At 43.9% G+C, this 22,127-nt stretch carries 13 protein-coding genes; 8 read left to right on the forward strand and 5 right to left on the reverse strand.

Annotation, left to right across the window (positions count from 1 at the left end; genetic code table 11):
• Window positions 1-18: 18 nt before the first annotated feature.
• Together hutU and ACNORC_RS04650 are read right to left on the reverse strand one after the other, a co-directional pair.
• On the reverse strand, window positions 19-2,052 hold the full coding sequence (gene hutU / locus ACNORC_RS04645) for a urocanate hydratase (protein WP_418334427.1): 2,034 nt from the start codon (window positions 2,050-2,052) through the stop codon (window positions 19-21).
• 9 nt (window positions 2,053-2,061) lie between these two features.
• On the reverse strand, window positions 2,062-2,232 hold the full coding sequence (locus tag ACNORC_RS04650) for a C1orf53 family protein (RefSeq protein ID WP_418334428.1): 171 nt from the start codon (window positions 2,230-2,232) through the stop codon (window positions 2,062-2,064).
• A gap of 33 nt (window positions 2,233-2,265) precedes the next feature.
• On the opposite strand from ACNORC_RS04650, the gene ACNORC_RS04655 reads away from it, so the two are divergent.
• The 6 genes from ACNORC_RS04655 (at window position 2,266) to porV (ending at window position 15,046) form a co-directional block, all read left to right on the forward strand.
• Complete coding sequence (locus ACNORC_RS04655) at window positions 2,266-2,592, forward strand: hypothetical protein (RefSeq protein ID WP_418334429.1); 327 nt, start codon at window positions 2,266-2,268, stop codon at window positions 2,590-2,592.
• A gap of 55 nt (window positions 2,593-2,647) precedes the next feature.
• Window positions 2,648-3,577, forward strand: a complete 930-nt coding sequence (locus ACNORC_RS04660) for a 1-aminocyclopropane-1-carboxylate deaminase/D-cysteine desulfhydrase (protein WP_418334430.1) — start codon at window positions 2,648-2,650, stop codon at window positions 3,575-3,577.
• A 1-nt stretch (window position 3,578) separates the two neighbouring features.
• A complete protein-coding gene (locus ACNORC_RS04665) occupies window positions 3,579-4,385 on the forward strand; it encodes a glucosaminidase domain-containing protein (protein WP_418334431.1) in 807 nt (268 codons plus the stop codon).
• 10 nt (window positions 4,386-4,395) lie between these two features.
• Window positions 4,396-5,682, forward strand: a complete 1,287-nt coding sequence (hemL, locus tag ACNORC_RS04670; RefSeq protein WP_418334432.1) for a glutamate-1-semialdehyde 2,1-aminomutase — start codon at window positions 4,396-4,398, stop codon at window positions 5,680-5,682.
• Window positions 5,683-6,052: 370 nt separating this feature from the next.
• Window positions 6,053-13,867, forward strand: coding sequence for a LamG-like jellyroll fold domain-containing protein (locus tag ACNORC_RS04675; protein ID WP_418334433.1), 7,815 nt, complete (start codon window positions 6,053-6,055; stop codon window positions 13,865-13,867).
• Window positions 13,868-13,876: 9 nt separating this feature from the next.
• Complete coding sequence (porV, locus tag ACNORC_RS04680) at window positions 13,877-15,046, forward strand: type IX secretion system outer membrane channel protein PorV (RefSeq protein WP_418334434.1); 1,170 nt, start codon at window positions 13,877-13,879, stop codon at window positions 15,044-15,046.
• A gap of 128 nt (window positions 15,047-15,174) precedes the next feature.
• Here porV and ACNORC_RS04685 read toward each other — a convergent pair whose 3' ends face one another.
• Window positions 15,175-16,689 (reverse strand): GH3 auxin-responsive promoter family protein, encoded by a 1,515-nt coding sequence (locus ACNORC_RS04685; RefSeq protein ID WP_418334435.1) that lies wholly within the window; start codon window positions 16,687-16,689, stop codon window positions 15,175-15,177.
• A gap of 115 nt (window positions 16,690-16,804) precedes the next feature.
• On the opposite strand from ACNORC_RS04685, the gene ACNORC_RS04690 reads away from it, so the two are divergent.
• Complete coding sequence (locus ACNORC_RS04690; protein WP_418334436.1) at window positions 16,805-17,599, forward strand: DUF2797 domain-containing protein; 795 nt, start codon at window positions 16,805-16,807, stop codon at window positions 17,597-17,599.
• A 5-nt stretch (window positions 17,600-17,604) separates the two neighbouring features.
• On the opposite strand, the gene ACNORC_RS04695 is transcribed toward ACNORC_RS04690, so the two are convergent.
• Window positions 17,605-20,238 carry an AsmA family protein gene (locus tag ACNORC_RS04695; RefSeq protein ID WP_418334437.1) on the reverse strand — a complete coding sequence of 878 codons (2,634 nt, stop codon included), beginning with the start codon at window positions 20,236-20,238 and terminating at the stop codon, window positions 17,605-17,607.
• Window positions 20,239-20,423: 185 nt separating this feature from the next.
• Between ACNORC_RS04695 and folK the strand changes: the two genes are divergently transcribed.
• Entirely contained in the window at window positions 20,424-21,542 is a 1,119-nt protein-coding gene (folK, locus tag ACNORC_RS04700) for a 2-amino-4-hydroxy-6-hydroxymethyldihydropteridine diphosphokinase (protein WP_418334438.1), read from the forward strand.
• 22 nt (window positions 21,543-21,564) lie between these two features.
• Here folK and ACNORC_RS04705 read toward each other — a convergent pair whose 3' ends face one another.
• Window positions 21,565-22,110 (reverse strand): RNA methyltransferase, encoded by a 546-nt coding sequence (locus ACNORC_RS04705; RefSeq protein ID WP_418334439.1) that lies wholly within the window; start codon window positions 22,108-22,110, stop codon window positions 21,565-21,567.
• Window positions 22,111-22,127: the final 17 nt, after the last annotated feature.

Here is a 22,127-nt window from a genome sequence, read left to right on the forward strand (position 1 = left end):
CCTAGGGCTTTAATGGTTCTACAAACTGTTAAGTAAGCTTTCTTCTACCATATTAGGAAGTGTGACCTTCAATCGGGGTTCAGTTTGCATTGCCCTTTTTATGGCGAAGAGAGCGCCCTCATTTCGGGCCCAGGATCTTCGGGCAATACCATTGTTTACGTCCCAATATAACATAGATGTTAGCCGTCGTTCAGACTCTTTATTTCCCTCAAGAACCATACCGAATCCGCCGTTAATTACCTCTCCCCAGCCAACACCTCCACCGTTGTGGATGCTTACCCAGGTAGCCCCTCTAAAGCTGTCTCCAATAACATTCTGAATAGCCATGTCTGCAGTAAACCGGGAACCATCATAGATATTAGAAGTCTCCCTGTATGGGGAATCTGTTCCCGAAACATCGTGGTGGTCCCTTCCTAAAATAACCTTGCCAATTTCCCCTTTTTGGATGGCATCGTTGAAGGCTTTAGCGATCTCCATTCGTCCCTGTGCATCGGCATACAAGATTCTGGCTTGTGAACCCACTACGAGTTTATTTTCACGTGCACCTTTGATCCATTTGATGTTGTCCTGCATTTGCTGCTGAATTTCTTCAGGAGAATTTTCTTTTAGGCGTTGCAGGACAGTGGTGGCAATGGCATCTGTTTTATTGAGATCTTCTTCTTTTCCGGAAGCGCAAACCCAGCGGAAAGGTCCGAACCCGAAGTCAAAGCACATGGGCCCCATGATATCCTGGACGTAAGAAGGATAGGCAAAATTTTTGCCTTCTCCGGCTTCAGAAGCCGAGACAAAATTTCCGTTTTCGTCCCTAAAGATCTTAGCGCCTGCCCTGGAAGCCTCTAATAAAAAGGCATTCCCATAATCGAAGAAATAAGTACCCTTTTTGGTGTGCTTGTTAATGGCTTCGGTTTGGCGGCGCAAGCTTTCCTGCACCTTTTCCTTAAACTTTTCCGGATTGGCCGCCATGAGCTCATTCGATTCTTCAAAAGAAAGTCCGGCGGGATAATAACCTCCGGCCCACGGGTTGTGAAGTGAAGTTTGATCACTCCCAAGGTCTATATGCAGACCTTCTTTGTCAAATTTCTCCCATACATCCACTACATTGCCCAGGTAGGCGAAAGAGGTGCTCTTTTTGTCATTTTTGGCTGCCCTCACTTTTTCAACCAGCAGGTCGAGGTCTTCCACCACTTCATCTACCCAGCCTTGCGAATGGCGTGTATGTACAGCTTTCGGATTTACTTCGGCGCACACCGTGATACAGCCGGCAATATTCCCGGCTTTGGGTTGCGCGCCGCTCATTCCGCCGAGTCCGGAAGTAACGAACAGCGACATCTCTTCTTCAGGGCCGGCCGGTTTACCAATTTTCCGAAGGGCATTCAGTACTGTGATCGTGGTGCCGTGAACTATTCCCTGCGGACCAATATACATGTAGCTGCCCGCAGTCATTTGCCCGTACTGGGTTACTCCCAGCGCATTGAATTTTTCCCAGTCATCGGGTTTGGAATAATTCGGGATCATCATGCCGTTGGTCACCACCACGCGAGGTGCGTCGGGATGTGAAGGGAAAAGTCCCATGGGATGCCCGGAGTACATAACCAGCGTCTGTTCCTCGGTCATCTCAGCCAGGTATTTCATCACCAGGCGATATTGTGCCCAGTTCTGGAAAACCGCTCCATTGCCGCCGTAAGTGATCAATTCGTGCGGATGCTGTGCGACCTTTGGATCCAGGTTATTCTGGATCATCAACATAATAGCTTTAGCCTGGTCACATTGGCCGGGATACTCCTCGATAGGGCGGGCGAACATTTCGTAGTCCGGGCGAAACCGGTACATATAGATCCTGCCGTAGGTTTCCAGTTCCTTTTTGAATTCGGGAAGTAAAGTTTCGTGGTGCTGCGGTTCAAAATAGCGAAGTGCATTCCGCAAAGCCAGTTTCTTTTCTTCAGCGTTAAGGATCTCTTTGCGCTTTGGCGCATGGTTTACATTCGGATCGTATTCTTTTGCTGAAGGCAGCTCATTGGGAATTCCTTCTAAAATGGCATTTTTGAAGTCCATGGTCAGGGTTTAATTCTGTTGATTTGTTTTTTTATTGTAGCCGTAAGGGCAGTGCCGGCAACCGCTTTCACAGCAATAGCCTCGCTTGAGGTGGTATTGTTCGGTAAAACAGCGGTAGCCTTCGGGAGTCAGGTAAAAATCCCCCTCTTCTAACGGAATTTTTTTCTTGAAAAAAGTCATATCACAAAAATAGCATTTTCTTACCTTGTCCTCATGTTCGTCGTGGTAAATAAATATTTTCTCGCCAAGCAATTTGACGGGGTGGTGCTTTGGCCCTTTGTCGTGATAAGGCGGGAGGAACTGAAGCGCGATGTAGTATTTATGAACCACGAACGTATTCATCTCAAACAGCAACTGGAGCTGTTGATCGTCTTTTTCTTTGTGTGGTACTTCTTTGAATACTTTATTCGTCTCATTAAGTATCGTGATTCTTACAAGGCTTATAACAAGATCTGTTTTGAGCGCGAAGCCTACGTGCATGAGAAAGATGTTGCCTATTTAGAAAGGCGGAAAATCTGGAGTTTTTTTAAGTATCTGTAAGTTTCCCTCTTCTGCTTCGGAAAGTGTATCGATTTTTTGAACCTTTGCACTTATTATGGCAACGGTATTTGAGACAGCACCCTCTATTCCAAATCAGTTAATTACTGAAAGAAATGGCGTCCGGCTTTATCTGAAGCGGGAAGATCTGCTGCACCCAGATGTCTCGGGCAACAAATTCCGGAAGTTAAAATACAATATTGAGCAGGCCATTTCTGAAGGTCAGGATACACTCCTCACTTTTGGCGGGGCTTTTTCCAATCACATAGCTGCCACAGCCGCGGCCGGCCAACTCTCCGGATTTAAAACTATTGGAGTTATTCGGGGAGAGGAGTTGGGAGCAGATCTGGAGGAGACACTTGCTAAAAATCCTACCCTGAAGTTTGCAGCGTCCTGCGGAATGAAATTTCACTTTGTGAGCAGGAGCGAGTACCGAAATAAAACTTCTGAAGTTTTTCTGGAGAGCCTGAAGCAACAGTTTGGTAACTTTTTTCTCGTGCCTGAAGGTGGTACCAATGCAGCGGCCATAAAAGGTTGCGAGGAGATACTTTCAGAAAAAGATGTGGAATTCGACATTATTTGTTCTTCTGTGGGCACCGGTGGAACCATTTCAGGATTGATCAACAGTTCGGCGCCACACCAGAAGGTACTGGGCTTTCCAGCCCTAAAAGGGGATTTTTTAAAGGAAGAGATCAGGAAGTACACCTCAAAAAATAACTGGGATCTTATAACAAATTATCATTTTGGAGGTTATGCTAAAGTAAACGGGGAACTGATCGCGTTCATGAATGACTTCAGAAAAAAGCACAACATCCTATTGGATCCTGTCTATACCGGGAAACTGCTTTTTGGGATCTGTAAGCTCATGGAGCAGGGATATTTTTCCGAAAATACTCGTATTTTAGCCATTCATACGGGCGGGCTGCAAGGCATTTCCGGGATGAACAACTATTTGAAAAAGAAATCTTTACCCCAAATTGATGTCTGAAATGAAAGTTACTCTCAGAGTTATGTTGTTAATGTTGCTCCTTGTGGCATCTTCCTGCGGAAGTAAAAAGAAGATCGCAGCTCAAAAAGAGGCAGAAAGGAAGGAGCGAACCGTGCGTGTTACTTCAAAAGAGGAAACATCTGAAGAAAAAGTAACGAGGACTACCGCGCCTAAGACATATACCGACAAAGTAACTGCATACATTAGTCTTTATGCACCCATCGCTCAGGAAGAAATGCATCTTTACAAGATCCCGGCGAGTATTACTTTAGCACAGGGAATCCTGGAATCCGGCGCAGGAGAGGGGCGGCTTACCCGTGAAGCTAACAATCACTTCGGAATTAAATGTCATGACTGGACGGGAGCGAAAATCTATCATGATGACGACCTGCGACAGGAATGTTTCAGAAAATACAAGGATCCCAAATATTCATTCCGGGACCATTCGCTTTTCCTGGCTGAAAGAAGCAGGTACGCCGGACTTTTCGAACTGGATCCCACAGATTATGTTTCGTGGGCAAAGGGACTTCGGGCTGCAGGTTATGCTACAGACAGAAAGTATCCCGAGAAGCTCATCAGTATCATTGAAAGATATGAGCTTTATAAATATGATGGGGAGGTTTTGGGGAAAGACGCAGTGGCCTATACGGAAAAACAAGTTCCGCAGCGACAGTATATCGTGAAACAGGGAGATACTTTGTACTCCATTTCCAAAAGATTCGGCCTTACGGTGGAACAATTACAACAATACAATAAACTCAAGGGGACCGCTTTAGCCATTGGACAGGTTTTGGTGATCAACCCTTAAAAAATTAATTATGATCTATAAGAGAAGCAGCGACCTTTTTGCTGCAGCTAAAAAAGTAATACCCGGCGGCGTAAATTCGCCGGTGCGAGCCTTTAATGCAGTTGGCGGAGAGCCATTGTTCATCAGGGAAGCAAAAGGAGCTTACCTGTACGACGAAGACGGGAACAGGTATATTGACTATATCAACTCCTGGGGTCCATTAATTCTGGGACATGCCTATGAACCCGTTGTAAATGCAGTAGTGGAAAAGGCCAAAAAAGGAACCTCTTTTGGAACGCCTACCGAGATCGAGACCCAGATCGCAGAGTTGGCGGTTTCCATGGTGCCCAATATCGATAAGATACGGTTTGTGAATTCGGGCACCGAAGCTTGTATGAGTGCGGTACGACTAGCCCGCGGATTCAAGAATAGGGAAAAGATCATTAAGTTTTCCGGTTGTTACCACGGCCACAGTGATTCCTTTTTGATCCAGGCGGGTAGTGGAGCAGTTACCTTTGGTTCTCCCAATAGCCCCGGTGTTACCCAGGGAACTGCAAAAGATACTTTGCTGGCCAATTATAATGACCTGGAGAGTGTTGAAAATCTTCTGAATGCTAATAAAGGCGAAATAGCCTGTATCATATTAGAACCAATTGCCGGAAACATGGGATGTATCCCTCCAAAAAAGGGATTTTTGGAAGGTCTTCGGGAACTATGTAATGAGCACGAGGTGCTGTTGATCTTTGATGAGGTAATGACCGGCTTCAGGCTGGCAAAAGGCGGTGCGCAGGAGCTCACCGGTGTGGATGCCGATATTGTTTGCTTCGGAAAAGTGATCGGTGGCGGACTTCCCGTGGGAGCGTTTGCAGCACGTCACGAGATCATGGATTATTTGGCTCCAACCGGACCGGTATACCAGGCGGGTACTTTGAGTGGAAATCCGTTGGCAATGGCTGCAGGCCTTGCCATGTTAACAGAGTTGAATCGTTCCGCAGAGATCTATTCCAGCCTTCATGATAAAACAGTGTACCTGCATAAGGGGATCGAAAAAGTGCTTTCAGGGAATAATATTCCGCATACTATCAACCGTAAAGGTTCAATGATCTCAGTACATTTTTCAGACGAACCGGTAGTGGATTTTGCTTCTGCAGCCCGTGCAAACAATGACACTTTTAAAGTGTTCTTCCACGGAATGCTGGAGAACGGGATCTATATTGCACCGAGCGCTTTTGAGACCTGGTTCCTTACTGATGCACTAACCTATGAAGATCTGGATGCTACGATAGCAGCCGTTGAAAAGGTGAGTAAGTCGCTGTAGAATAACTTCTCAAAAATGACAAAAATCCTCCAATTTTATTGGGGGATTTTTTATTGGCCCCATTCAACCTCTTCGTGAAACCGTTTTCTTAACAGGAATGTAATATTCAATCCTGTGATATGTTAAATAAAAGTTAAATAAATTAGGATAGATATGTCCTTGACGCCTTACAGAATATAAGGCGGTGGGTTTTTAAGGGGGTTTCAGGTTAACAAATTGATTTTGATTTTCTTAATAAAAATATAAATTTGCCACACCTCTACATTTTTAACATTCCGGACTTTATCAATTTCTGATCCCAATCATCAGGATCAGGACTGGTATTTCTATTTAAAAACTGAAAATATTATCAAAACCAAATTGTGAGTACATGAAACAAAACTACTTTAAGAAAATTCTGCTTGTTATTAGTTTATGCTTAGGTGGTCTTACCTATGCGCAAACTACATTTAGTTATACCGGTTCCATTGAAACATATACAGTACCTGATGGGGTAACTTCTATTAGGATTGCTGCTACTGGTGCTCAAGGAGGAAACAGTGGGGGACTTGGAGCTGATATTACTGGAGATTTCATAGTTACTCCTGGAGAAATTTTGAATATCGTTGTTGGAAGCCAAGGTACTTCTGCACCTAATAACAATGGCGGCGGTGGCGGTGGAACGTTTGTATGGAAAAATATAGGGAATGATTTATTAATAGCTGCAGGAGGTGGTGGTGGACGTTCTGGAAATGGTGGGGGACCAGGAGGAATTGGTTCGTCCACAAATTCGACTACGAATAGTGCCTCTGGATCAGGAAATGCAGCTGGTGGAACTGGCGGTAACGGTGGTGAAGGAGGTACAAGTGGCGTCGCAACTTCTCCTGGAAATGGTGGAGGTGGAGCTGGTTGGCTATCAAATGGCTCTAGCGGAACAGGTACTAATAATGCGACAGGAGGAAAAACACCTTTAGGAGGTGCCGATGGCGGAGTAGGATACAATCAATGTTTTGGTGGGAATGTTTATGGTGGCTATGGCGGCGGCGGCGGTGCTTCTGGTTGTTCAGGAGCTAGCGGCGGCGGCGGCGGATATAATGGCGGCGGCGGCGGAAATGGCTGGTTCTATTCCGGTTATTTCGGATCTTGGGGAAGCGGTGGAGGTGGCGGTTCTTACAACTCTGGAACTAACCAAACAAATCTAGCCGGAGTAAATTATGGTAACGGAGAAGTTGTTATTACTCAATTATGTGACCCATTAAATATTTCCGGTGCTCCTGGAAGCGCGGTTTGTCCTGGTTCAATGGTTACCCTTGAAGCAACTTCAACCAATGGAGGAAATATTACCTGGGACAACGGCATTGAAAACGGAGTGCCTTTCGAGATAACTACCACGACTACTTTCACGGCCACAAGTGACCATCCGGATGATTGTACTGATAGTGTCACTGTTACGGTAGAGGATAATGAAGCTCCAACGACGATTGTTCAAAACGTTTCTGTAGAGCTAGAATCTAATGGAAGTGCAACCATTACTCCCGCAATGATCAATAACGGTTCATCAGATAATTGTACGGCGCCAGGAGATTTGATTTTAAGTTTAGATAATACAGGTTTTACTTGTGAAAATGTAGGTGATAAAGGGGAGACTATAAATGCTTCTTCGTTGAATTTTGATGGAAATGATTTCGTATCTATTCCTGACGCGCCATCCCTGAGATTAACGGGAGATATGACTATTGAAGCATGGTTTAAGGTAGATGCCTTTAATGCAGACTGGGTAAGGATAGTAGGGAAAGGTTCCGGGTCCCCCGGGGGAACCCTGAGTGATCCAAGAAATTACGGATTGTGGTATCATCCAGATGGGACCTTTTTATTTCAACAATATGGAGATGGGGTTGAAGTAGGTTTCAATCAAACCATCAATACAGGAGAATGGTATCACATCGCAGGAGTTAAAAGCGGAAATGTTGGAAAGTTATATATCAACGGGGAATTGGTTGCTACCAATACTGGTGGTACAAACCCTGTGACCAGTGCTGACCCATTGACCATTGGGTATGCAGGTTTCCATACTTATCACATTGGAAAAATTGATGAGGTAAGGCTTTGGAACAATGCAAGGACCGACCAGGAGATTCTCAATGATCATAGCAGGACTTTAGATTTGACAACCGATGGTCTTTTGGCCTATTACAATATGGAAGAAGCTACCGGCACAGATCTTAATGATCTAACCGGAAACGGGCATGATGGTAGTCTTCAGGGATTCTCACAAAGTACCGTGTGGACCCAATCAACAGAAACTTTAGGTCCGGATAATATAGTAACCCTTACGGTTCGTGATGGCAGTGGAAATGAATCTACCGCAAAAGCTGTTGTAACGGTCCTGGATAAATTAGCGCCAGTAGTGCAAACCAAAGACATTACTGTTGATCTTGATGAAACAGGCAATGTTTCAATCACTCCGGCGATGGTGACTGAAAGTTCATCAGACAACTGCGGGATCGCAAGATCTGTTCTTGATATTTCAGATTTCACTCTTGATGAGGTCGGAGAAAATACCGTGACCTTAACTGTTACCGATGTAAATGGGAATGAAACTCAGGTTGCAGCTGTTGTAACTGTTAAGGATGTCACTGCGCCTAAAGATTATACGGTAAGTATAGATCAAGCTGATATTGACGAAAACAACGAAACCGCAATCAGTTTTACCTTTGCAAATGCCGAACCGGGTACTACTTATAACTATACCTTCAGTAGTGATAATGGCGGAACTGATGTAACCGGTTCAGGAACTATTTCAACTGCAACCGATCAGATCAGTGGGATTGATATCAGTGGACTTGAAGATGGTACGGTAACATTGTCTGTTACATTGACCGATGCCTCTTCTAATGAAGGAGTTGCCGTTACCGATACTATTCTAAAAGATACTAATGATGCTCCTGTGGCTGTGTGCAAGACCTTTACTGCACAGCTTGGCCCGGATGGAACTGTTACTATTCAACCAGCAGACATCGATGGTGGTTCAAGTGATGACAAAAACGGATTTACTTTAGCCATAGATAAAGATACTTTTGACTGTTCCAATATTGGAGACAATGAAGTAACGCTAACAATTACAGATAGTGATGACGTAACCGATACCTGTACGGCAACAGTGACTGTAGAAGATACTACTGCACCTACTGCACTTACTAAGGATGTAACAGTGTATCTGGATGAGAATGGGCAGGCTTCTATAAGAAGTGACTATTCCGCAGGAGCCGTAGCCGGAGAGCTTGAGCCTCAAAACAGTTCAGCCACTTCTACTCCGGTAGACTGTGATTGCCCGGAGGGCTATGTGGCTGTAGGTTATGAAGGGTCAACCGGTTGGATACTGGATAATTTCAGGTTGGTTTGTAAAGAGGTACTGCCTGATGGTAGTCTGGGAACAGAGACTGTTGAGACCTGCTTTAGTGGTTCCCGAACTCTTGTGAATCGTACAGATATATTATCTGGCAGTAATGTGTTGGTTGGTTTTGAAATTCAGGATGGGGATTACGAATCTCAGCAATCTTCAAGAACCCATGTTAGCATTAAGGGAATAGGGAAAAGCCTGCACCAGATAGCTAACGGGGAGCTGAATACCATTGAAAATACAATGTTGTCAGGATTAAGTGGTTCAGGTACAGCAACCACAAATCTTAATACTACGACCCGGTTTGCTCCGGCAGGTCATGCGATTGTTGGAATGTCAGTTAACCAATCTACCGGATATTCTGCTACGGTGAGCTTTAAATATGCTCCAATAACGGCATTATTGACCATAGATAATGAGTCATCGGATAATTGCGGGCTCGCTTCGATTACTTCCGACAGATCTTTGTTCACCTGCGAGGATGTGGGGGAACAAGCGGTTACTCTTAAGGTAATCGATGAGAATGGCAATGAAGCTTCAGCTAATGCTACCGTCACGGTTATGGATAACCTTGCTCCACAAGCTTTGGCCAAAGATTTTAAAGTCATTCTGGATGCCAACGGCAATGCCTCTATTAATGCCGATGATATTGATGACGGATCATTTGATAATTGTTCAATTGCAAATATCACTGTGACACCCAATACTTTTACATGTACTGAAGTTGGTGAGAACAGAGTCACCTTAACTGTGACTGATGAGTTTGGGAATGAAGCCACAGCTAATGCTGTTGTAACTGTAGTAGATGACACGGTGGCTGTAATTACCCAGCCTGAAGACCTGGTAGTCTATACCAATACAGATCAATGTAGTTATGTATTTGAAGAACCTCTCACAGTTGAGGTAACAGACAACTGTGAAATTGGTGAAATTGTAGGAACCCGAAGTGACGGATTAGGTTTGGAGGATACGTTTCCGTTAGGTGAGACTACCATTGAGTGGACAATTAATGGCGAAAGTGGAGAACCTTATACCGAGAGGTCTTTAACTTCCCCTGCAGATTTCAGCGGTGAAGAAACCTTGATAGATTTTGAGGCTTATTCCACTGGAGACGAAATTACTGACCAGTACGTCGAAGGTGTAATGTTTGAACGGGTAAATGGGATGGCACCAAGGATTTCCGATATACCTGCTGCGAGAACTTATGATCCTCAGAGTTCAAATGGATTAATTAACCCGGAGAGCGGCTTTTTACAGCGTGAAAACCTTATAATGAGCTTCCCTGAGGGAATCAATAGAGTGGCTTTTGAAGTTCTGACAGCTCCGGATGAGGCTGTGACTTTTGAGGTGATAGGTATGAATAATGGTAATGTTGTTCATACTGAAATTGTAAATTCTGCAGACTTCAGTTTCCAATTTGTAGGTTTTGAAAATTCTGAAGCCTTTGATAAAATCATTTTACGTCCTTCAACAGGTTCGGGGCTTATTTTTATTGATAATCTGAGATTTGAAGGAACGCATGGGGTAATTCCTGTAACTCAAAAAGTAACAGTTCAGGACAATCAACCGGCAACAGTTTTGGTTAAAGATCTTACTATCCAACTTGATGGATCAGGGAATGCTTCTATTACGGTAGAAGATATTAATGATGATTCATATGACAATTGTGGAATTGCTGAACTTAGCCTCAGTCAATACGATTTTACCTGCGACCATGTTGGGGAGAATGCCGTGACTCTAACAGTTAAGGATAACAACGGGAATATTTCTGAAGCTGTTGCGACAGTAACTGTTGAAGACAATATTGCTCCAGTGGTAAGCTTTACCAATGGAACTACTAATCTGAGTACAGAGACTGTAATGAGCAATTATGGGCCGGTAAATTTGAATGATTGCAATTATGAAGGCTATGCAATTAATGGTGGAGGTTATTATACTATTGAATCAGATAATTGCTCTGAACTGTTTTCTGTTAACGAAAAACAGTACGTGGACGGAAATCTTATTACAGATATCACCTTCAACAATTTAGAGATAAATAGTTATCGCCCGTACAGAGTATGGCCGGTTGGAACTTCCACAATGGTTATTACGGTGACCGATCAGAACGGGAATTCCACCTCAGGAAGCTACACCCAAACTATAGTTGATGACGTTGCACCAGTGGTAAAAACACAAAATATCACCGTTCAGTTGGACGCAAATGGAGAGGCTACTATAGTTCCTTCAGATATAAATGACGGGTCAACCGATAATTGTGAGATCGATATTGATACTTACAGCCTGGATATTGACAGCTTTACGTGTGAGGATGTGAATGCTGCTGTGACAGTTACCCTGACGGTTGCGGATGTTCATGGTAATTCCGCTTCAGAAACTGCCACAGTAACTGTAGAGGATAATGTTGCTCCTGTGGTTGGCACCAAGAACATCACTGTTCAGTTGGATGCTAATGGAGAAGCTTCCATAGTTCCGGCGGATGTAGATGATAATTCGACTGACAATTGTGCAATTGATACTTACAGCCTGGATATCGACAGCTTTACTTGTGAGGACGTGAATGCTCCTGTGACTGTTAAGCTGATTGTAAAAGACGTGAATGGAAATTCAGCTTCAGGAACTGCAATGGTAACTGTAGAGGATAATGTTGCTCCTGTGGTTGTGACTAAGGACATCACAGTTCAACTGGATGCTAATGGAGATGCTTCCATAGTTCCGGCTGATGTAAATGATAATTCGACTGACAATTGTGCGATCGAGACTTACAGTTTAGACATCGACAGCTTTACTTGCGAGGATGTGAATTCCCCTGTAACAGTTAAGTTGACTGTAACAGACGTGAATGGTAATTCGGCTTCAGAAACTGCAACGGTAACTGTTGAAGACAACGTTGCTCCTGTGGTTGGCACCAAGAACATCACTGTTCAATTGGATGCTAATGGAGAAGCTTCCATAGTTCCGGCGGATGTAGATGATAATTCGATTGACAATTGTGCGATCGACACTTACAGCCTGGATATTGACAGCTTTACTTGCGAGGATGTGAATTCTCCTGTTACAGTCACACTGACTGTAACAGATGTCAATGGTAATTCAGCTTCGGAAACTGCCACAGTAACTGTTGAAGACAATGTTGCCCCGGTAGCAATTGCTCAGAACATCACAGTTCAGTTAGATGAGAACGGTGCGGCCGTGATCACGCCTCAGATGATCGACAATGGTTCCAAGGATGCCTGCGGAATTGCTGATCTTCGCCTTGATGTTACAGAATTCAGCTGTGCTGAAGTAGGAGAAAACACCGTTACTCTGACTGTTGAAGACAACAACGGGAATACTTCCGCAGCCACCGCTACGGTACTAGTTGAAGATAACGTTGCTCCGGTAGCGATTGCTCAGAACATCACAGTTGAGTTAGATGAGAATGGTGCTGCGGTGATCACGCCACAGATGATCGACAATGGTTCGAAAGATGCCTGTGGAATTGCTGATCTTCGCCTTGATGTTACAGAATTCAGATGCGCTGAGGTGGGAGAGAACACCGTGACTTTGACTGTTGAAGATAATAACGGAAATACTTCCGAAGTTACTGCCACGGTACTTGTAGAAGACAATGAAGCACCTGTACTAACAGCAGCAGAAGATCAAATAGTTATTCTTGATGAATTTTGCTCCATCACGGTTCCAAATGTAATGGGTACAGCAAGTGATAACTGTAGCGTAACGATCACACAGTCTCCGGCTGTAGGAACAGTCTTATCCTCATCACAAAATGCAACTATAGAAGTGCTGGTGACGGCAACCGATGCTTCAGGTAACACCGATATTAAAACGGTGAGCTTGACACCTAAAGACCAAACTGCACCGGTTCCGGTAATGGAAAACCTTGAAGTAATTACTGCCGAATGTATGGTGGAAGAGGGCGATGTTATAGTTCCTATGGCGGTTGATAATTGCGACTCCCGGGTAAGAGTAACTCACAATGTCGATTTTCCAATTACTGCCCAGGGTTCAACGATGATCACCTGGTCCTATACAGACGACTATGGAAACACCAGTACGCAGACTCAGGAGGTGATCATAAAAGATGAAACTGCACCTGTTCCGGATGTTGTAGAGCTTGAAGACATTGTTGTTCAATGCCAGGTTTCGTCGATTGTTGCTCCAAGGGCTACCGATAATTGTGCCGGAAGTCTTATTGCTACTACTAATGATGCCCGTTCTTACGATCAACAGGGGGAATACCTCATTACCTGGACCTTTGATGATGGAAATGGAAATACTGTTTCTCAGCAACAAAAGGTTATTGTAGAAGATACTACTGCTCCGCAGGTGAAGACTAAGAACATTACCGTGTTCCTTGATCCTGTAGACAATGTGAGCATTACAGCTGCCGATATAGATAGAGGGACATTTGATAACTGTAGTGATGTAAGCCTGAGTATTGACAGGGATTATTTTGATGCCACCGGTACTTATGAAGTAGTGTTAACAGCAACCGATGAAGCAGGTAATACGTCAACGGGCATTGCAATAGTAACTGTTGAAGTTGACGGTGTGGAGGCTGAAGGCGTTCACGTGTTACCTACTACCTTGAAACGTTCCACTGTAGCCAAGGTTGTTGTTCCTTTCCGCAGCAGGATTATGGAAGTGCAGGTGATGGAAGCAGAGACAAACAGGTATAAAGTATTCAAAGGGAATAATTCCTTCGAAATGGAAATTGATGTGGCGCCTTTTAAAGGCACCTTATTAGTAAGAATTGTCGATGAAAACGGAACTATCCACCTTAAGAAATTAATAGCACTTTAAAAGATGAAAATGAATATTAAAAATATACTATTAGGCCTTGGTTTTGGGATCATTGGTCTTCAGGCTTCAAGTCAGGAATTGGTGCGACCGGTAATTACCGGGGCACCCTTCCTGCAAATTGTTCCGGATGCGAGAGCCGGGGGAATGGCAGAAATTGGTGTTGCCAGTCTGCCGGATTCTTATTCTCAATTTCACAATCCTGCAAAATTTCTTTTCTTCGGGGAAGAGACCAGTGGGATAGGATTGTCATATATTCCGCAGTTCCAGGGATATGCTAATGATATCTTTCACGCGAATGCCGCCTACTATCAGCAGCTTAATGAGAGATCTGTTATGAGTGGGTCCCTCACTTACTTTAGTTTTGGACGCGTTGAGGTGGAAGAGGAAATTGGAGGAGAAGTTATAAATCAAGGTAGCTTTGTTCCCAACGAAATGGCCTTTGATCTGTCCTACAGTTTAAAAATGAGTGAGAACTATGGAATGTCTGTGAGTGGAAGATACATACGTTCTAATATTATCAACAACAGAAGCAAGGAAAGTGTTGAATACAGAGCAGCTAATGCGGTAGCAGTAGATATTTCCGGATACTATGTTTCTGCAAACCCCGGAGATAGGGAAAACATGTGGAGTTTAGGTTTTAATTTCAAAAACCTCGGATCAAAACTCACCTATTCAGATGAGGAGGAAGTTCGTTATCCACTTCCTTCCTTCATGAAGATTGGGGGAGGTTATCACATTATGAGTGGACGTAATGACGTACTCTCCTTTTATGGGGAAGCCATGAAATACCTTGTGACCTCAACAAATGATAACGGAGAACTCTCTGATGATAGTGCTGTTGCAGGTTGGTTTAGATCTTTTACCGATGCGCCTGATGGATTTTCAGAAGAAATTAAAGAGGTGATTTTTTCGGTTGGATCTGAGTATAATTTTAATAAGGTATTAAGCCTCAGAACCGGATTTATCACTCAGAACAGGGATAAAGGAAACCTTAATCACTTGACCTTTGGAGGTGGAATAAACTATGAACGCTTCAACTTTGATGTGGCTTATCAAAACCCACTTGGGAGCAACTCCGGATTCCAAAGAAATGATGTTTTCAAACTTTCTTTGAGTATAGACCTTAATTACAATAGTCCTTCTCAGCAGAAGGCAAATCCGGTAGTTAGTTTGAGATAGAAACTACGCGGATTAAAATTAAAAAGGCTTCATAGTTAATTAACTACGAAGCCTTTTTTAATTTTTATATGAAAGAGGAGCACTTCTTTCCCCGGGTATTTTTCACAGCAACCTACTGACCGCAGGAGTTACCCATTCATTTCGAGTAATTCCTCTACGTAATGCCTTTCATTCGACAGGCGGGGAATCTTGTGCTGTCCACCTAACTTGTTCCTTTTCTTGAGCCAGTCGTAAAAAAGTTTCTCGCGTGCCTGGTGGATCTTTGGAGGGTTTAAGGTCATATTGTTGAACCGTTTCGCCTCATAATCACTATTGATGCTCTGTAAATGCCGGTCAAAACTGGCCACAAATTCTTCGAGATCTTTTGGAGGCGTCTTGAATTCTATGATCCATTCGTGCGCACCTTTTTCTTTGCCCTTCATAAAAATAGGGGCAGCTGTATATTCCACAATCTCACATCCGGTTTCCTTCGAAGCTTTTTTCAAGGCTTCTTCGGCATTCTCAATTATGAGTTCTTCTCCAAAAACGTTGATATGATGTTTGGTTCTGCCTGTGATCTTGATGCGGTAAGGATGCAGGGAGGTGAAGCGCACGGTATCTCCAATCTTATAGCGCCACAAGCCGGCGTTGGTGGTGATAAGAACCGCATAGTTCTGATTCATTTCTACTTCAGAAAGCGGGATAACCTTTTCTTCAGGTGTACCAAAAGTATTCATCGGGATAAATTCATAGAATACCCCGTAGTCCAGCATCAGCAATAATTCTTTGGAATCATTGTGATCCTGAATTGCGAAAAATCCTTCCGAAGCATTATAGATCTCATAATACCTGAATTCTTCTCGTGGCAGGATCTTTTGATATTGATCAATATAGGGCAGGAAATTGACTCCGCCGTGGAAATAGACCTCCAGGTTGGGCCAGATCTCAAAAAGGTTATTTTTCCCTGAAGCTTCTAAAGCCTTATTTAGCAGAACCAACATCCAAGAAGGGACTCCGGCGAGGCTGGTTACATTTTCATTGATGGTTTCATTGACAATGGCAGGCATTTTAACTTCCCAGTCACTCATCAGGGAAACCTCATTGCTCGGCGTACTGCTGAACTCCGCCCAAAAAGGCATATTATCAATAAGGATGGCTGAAAGATCACCGAACTGGGTACCATTCTGCCGGTATAATTCTTTACTTCCTCCCAGGCGCAGGCTCTTTCCGCTGAACAGCTGGGAATCTGGATTGTTGTTGAGGTACATGCAAAGCAGGTCTTTACCGGCGGCGTAGTGACAGTCTTCAAGAGACTCGTCGCTCACCGGAATAAATTTGCTTTTTGCATTGGTGGTGCCGCTGGATTTTGCAAACCACCTGATGGGGGTAGGCCAGAAGATATTTGTTTCGCCCCGTCGGCTTCTCTCCATGTCGGGTTCAAAGTCTTCATATTTCTGCAACGGCAATCGTTCTGAAAAGGTTTCATAACTGGAGATCGAAGCAAAATCATACCTTTTGCCGATCTCTGTATCCTTTGCTTTTTGAATCAGTTTTTTGAGGAGCTCAAATTGTACCTCATGAGGATATTTAATGAACAATTCCATCTGGTGAATACGCTTCTTGAGGAACCAGGAAGCTACGGAATGGACTAATGGAATTGGCATTTTTCTAGTATCTTTGAGCCTTCAAATTATTTTCCAACCCCTATGGTGGATTGGTTAAAAATAAAACTATTCTAACAGCTTGCAAAAATAGCAAGAAATAAAATTCCTGCAGCATATGACTTATGAGGGCGTCCTGACCAAAATGAAAACTGAACTCACAGATTCGGTTCAATACTACCTTCTTTTTGAGCAGGATTTCATCAACATGAACCAGGTAATAAATAAGAAACTGAGCATAAATTTTCTGCATTACTTCTGCCTTAACTGTAAAAAGGAAAAGAAGATATTCACGAACGGAGTCTGCTATCAGTGTTTTTCTGTGCTGCCAGAGATGGGAGACTGGGTAATGAGACCGGAATTGAGCAAAGCCCATCTGGGAATAGCCGACAGGGACCTGGATTACGAACAAAAGGCCCAGCTGCAGCCGCATATAGTTTATCTCGCCAACTCAAGTAATGTCAAGGTGGGCGTGACCCGGAAAAGCCAGATCCCCACCCGCTGGATAGACCAGGGAGCCCATGAGGCGATCGAGATCGTGGAAGTGCCTAATCGTTACCTGGCCGGGATCACTGAAGTTGCTTTAAAAGATCATGTTTCTGACAAGACCAACTGGCGAAAAATGCTCACTAATGATCTTAAGGATCTTGATCTCGCTGAGATCAAGGAAAGCCTTAAACCGTATATTCCTCAAGAGGTTCAGGAATATTACCTGCCGGCATCCAAAGAGCTGGAACTTAAGTTTCCGGTAGAACAATACCCGGAAAAGATCAAGACCCTTAACCTCGTAAAAAACCCTTTTTACGAAGGTGTGCTAAAAGGAATAAAAGGACAATACCTGATCTTTGAGGATGGTGTGGTTTTCAACGTGCGAAAACACGAAGGCTTCCTTGTTGCCCTGGGTATAGGGTAGAGCATTTATTGACTCGTATCCTTCTTTTTCTTTTTTCCGCCCAACAGGCCGCCCAAAATATCTTTTGCGGCTTCTTTCACCACATCTTTTTGAGGTGCCACCGTATCTTTCTGCGGAACGGGTATTCCTGAAGCAGTAGTGTCTTTTTTCGTTTTTCCGGTAATAATATCGGTCAGGATGTTTTTTCCCTTTTCTTTAAGTTGATCAGTCTGGGAGGCAATGATGCGTTGGGTAAGGTTGTTCACAGCCTGTTGCATATCAAGACTTATTTTAGGGCTGGTGAAAGTCCCGGTGATATCCACCGGAAGGGCCACAGCCATTGTATCCTGTTGCTGAGCCGTAAGTTTTGAAAGAGTTACCCCAATTTCATTTCCCAGGTATTTAGCCGGTACGGCCAGAGCTATGTTGTAATTGAGGTCTTTATTAAAACCGTGGCTTCCCGAAGCCCTGCCTTTGATCCCCTTAATGTTGAAATCAAAAGGCGGTACTTCCACCTGTCCATTCTTGAAGATAAGAGAAGTCTTAAGGTCTTTGAGGTCCAGATTATTGAGATCAACGAATTTCAGGCTTTGATTCAGGCTGGCCAACAGCGGGGTTTGCTCGGGATTCACGCGGGCTCCCAAAATTTCAGCAAGGGCATTTCCTGCGAGCGTTTGCAGTTGAGGGGTAAGATCTTCATTGAGATCTCCGTTGAGCTTGATCTGGGTGGTAAGATTACCCTGTAAAGCTTTTGCAATAGGAGCCAGATTTTGCAACAGTTCCATATCCACAAATGCCCGGGCTATGTCAATGGAATTCAGCTGTAGGTCCATTTTGAAATTAGGAACAGTCTCTCGGGTGGAGACGGTACCGTTGAGGGCAATGTTTCCGTTGAAGATAGAGGCGGTAACATTGTTGAGCGAAGCGGTTTCATCAACTATTTCCAAACTTCCGGCAGTATTCTGCAGCATGAGATTGTCATAGAGTACCCGGTCAGCTTTAAAATCGAGCCTGGCATCCAGGAAGGAAGGGATCTTGATAGCCTCTTCTCCTGCCGTTGCAGCTGTCCTGGTAGTTTCCTTTGTCTTTTCTTCGGAAGCAGTTGGCTTCACCATAAAATCATTGACCGAAAAAGTTTTTGATCGGGCGTCAAATTGTCCCTTCAGTTTTTGATCGGTGAACAGGTAACCCATCAGTTTCTGAATGGTTCCGTTGAGCACCAGGTCGGTTTGTCCAGTGGTGAGCACGGCATTTTCAAGGCTTGCTCCACCCGGATTTAACTTCAGGGTGGCGGTGGCCATTTTCACCTCGTTTGGAATTTCCGGAGAGGTATAACCGAAATTTTTGATGGTCGCCGTTCCGCTGCTCCTCACATTCTGATATTGTTCCTTTTCTACCGATTCCATGTCGAAGCTGGCAGAGAGATCGGCTGTAACTATTCCGTTGAGATCCTGCTCCAGTTCGAGTGGATAGGCTTTTTCAATATTCGCAAGGTTAAGAGTTCCGTTCACGCTCATATCTACCAGCATATTGCCGGTAAGGTTTCTTAGGCTTCCCTTCGCATTAAAAGCGTCCTGATCGATCCTGAACCTCAATTGATCAATGGTCACATACGTTTCCTCTGCGATCCCCGTCTCGTTGACCACTTCTGCTGAAATGCTGATGTCTTCAACAGCCTTCGGAAGATCAGGGTATTTAAAAGAGGCATTTTTGGAAGCGATATTGATCTTCATCTTTGGGATGTAGGTCTCGTCGACAATTCCGCGGATATAGCCGTTGACTATAAAGTCCCCGCTGGTTTGCACGTCTTCAATATTTTTGGAATATTCTTCAGGAATAACAGCCAGGAAATTTTTGAAGGAAGAGGAAGGAGTCTTAAAGCTGATGTCTACCTCGTTGTTATCCTCATTTACCTGCACGTATCCATCGAAAGTGAGCGGCAGCTGATTGATCAGTGCTTCATTTTCTAAAAATGTATACCTCAAATTCTCCAGGTCCATTTTAAAGTCGGCATCCAGCTGTACTTTATTCCGGTCAAGATAATTAGTGCCGTCAACCATCAGGCTCACCAAAGCCCGGGAGAAGGTAGATAGGGTGGAGGTTTGAGCTGAAAAGTCGCCGTTTCCTTCATGATCGAGCTCTTCCACTATAAGGCCTATTTTGGAAGCCTCATCGTAATAATTGACGCGTGAATTGTTGATCTCGTAATGATTCACATCGAATTTGAAGCCGGCAGAAGTATCTGCGGGAGTATCATCTTTAATGGCAACATCATAATTGGCGTTGCCCAGGGAGTCGATCTTGATGTTTAACAGCGTTTCATTGATGGTAAGGGCGTCTATCTTTTTAGCTTCCCCGCCGCCTTTGAAAAGTTCGTAAACAGACATTTGAAGGATCACTTCTTTGCTCAAAGCAAGCGTGTCGCCCTCAAAAGGTGCCTTATTGATCACCTTCAGGTCTTCGATCTGTAAAGTGGCATCGGGAAAATTTCGGAATAGGCTTAGGTCGATATCAGCAAAGGAGACCTCCGCATTGAGGTTATCATTGATAGTCTTTTGGACCAGGTCTTTCAGTTGCTTTTCGAAAATAACAGGGGCCAATAGAAGGATCAGCAGGATCACTCCTAAAACAATGGCTAAAATTTTAAGGAACTTTTTCATTTTTGAATTGATTGGAATTCCGGTCTAAAAATTCTGAAAGATCTATTTTCTGCCTCATTGCAAATTATAGGTTAACCCTCCAAAAACCTGAAACTCTTTCCCACAAAGTTAAGAGTATGTGGTTTTGTTTTATTTAATTTGCTGTGAAATTACAGTTTTCGTCTTACTAAAATTTTCTTAAATCTTTGAAGCCTCCTAAGTCTGTTTATATCGCCCTTGGTAGTAATGAGGGAGAGCGTTTGACGTTTCTGCAACAGGCCCTGGATAAGATACAACATAAAATCGGGGAAGTGACGGCAGTTTCCAAAGTTTACGAAACTCCGGCCTGGGGTTTTGAGGGTAAGGCTTTTTTGAATGCCTGTGCCGCAGTGAGCAGCAGGATCGAACCCGAGGAAGTGTTACAGTTGCTGTTGGAGATCGAAACCGCTCTTGGCCGCAAGAGAACTGCTGCTGCAGGTTATCAGGACAGGTGCATTGATCTGGATATTATTTTATATGACGATGAGATATGGGATAGCGAACACTTAGTGATCCCGCATCCGGAAATGCTGAACCGAAAATTTGTTCTGGTGCCACTAGCCGATATCGCTTCGCATGTACGGCATCCTTTAAGGAAGCTGCGGATAGGGGAATTGCTGCACTCCACAAATGACGATTCTGAAATTCAGGTTTTTCCGCAGACGCTTAAAAAATTTTCCGGTTTCTCGTCCCGCTACAACTATATTGCCGTGGAAGGAAATATTGGTGCCGGGAAAACCAGTTTCGCCACCATGGTTTCTCAGGATTTCAACGCAAAGCTTATTCTGGAACGGTTTAAAGACAATCCTTTTCTTCCGAAGTTTTATGAAGATCAGCCGCGTTACGCCTTTCCCCTGGAAATGTCATTTTTGGCAGATCGCTACCAGCAGCTGGCAGATGACTTGGCGCAATACGACCTGTTCAAGGATTTTGTGATCTCAGATTATGATGTATTCAAATCTCTCATCTTTGCCAAGATCACGTTACAGGAAGATGAATACAACCTCTACCAGAAACTTTTTAATTTGATGTACAAGGAGCTGGTGAAACCGGACCTGTACGTTTATCTCTATCAGAATACCGAGCGCCTTTTGGAGAATATCAAGAAACGCGGCCGCGAATACGAGCAGAATATTCAGCAGGACTATTTGGCCAATATCAACCGCAGCTATCTTTCCTTTATCAAGTCCAAGCCCGGGCTTAATGTGAAGATCATAGATATCTCGGAACTCGATTTTGTGAACAACCGGGAAGATTACTTACAGTTGCTGAAGGAGATCTCCTAGGAATCAATGTTCAGGAACTGCTCTATTCGGGAAGTGCAGAAATTTTCGCGAAGAAATCCCACAGAACCACACCTGCGCTGACAGAAATATTCAAAGAGTGTTTGCTTCCCAACTGAGGGATCTCGATCACCCCGTCTCCGGCCGATACAACCTTTTGTTGCACGCCTTTCACTTCGTTTCCAAAAACCAGCGCATATTTTTGCCCTTTTTGAGGGGTGAAGGAATTTAGCATTTGGGCCTTTTCTGCCTGTTCCACAGAAAACACATGAATTTGCTCTTTTTGGAGCTTCTCTACCACAGTCAATACATCTTCAGCATATTCCCAATCCACAGTATCAGTAGCTCCCAAAGCGGTTTTTTGAATATCCTTATGAGGCGGAGTAGCAGTGATTCCGCAGAGGTAAATTTTTTCGATCAGGAAAGCATCAGCGGTCCTAAAAATGGAGCCGATATTATTAAGGCTTCGCACATTGTCTAAAATGACAATTATGGGAGTTTTTTTGGCTGCCTTAAATTCTGAAAGACTTTTTCGGTCGAGTTCGCTGTTGCGTAATTTCCTGTTTACCATGCCGCAAAATTAAGATT

The sequence above is a fragment of the Salinimicrobium soli genome, from assembly GCF_048323655.1.
Taxonomy (GTDB): domain Bacteria; phylum Bacteroidota; class Bacteroidia; order Flavobacteriales; family Flavobacteriaceae; genus Salinimicrobium; species Salinimicrobium soli.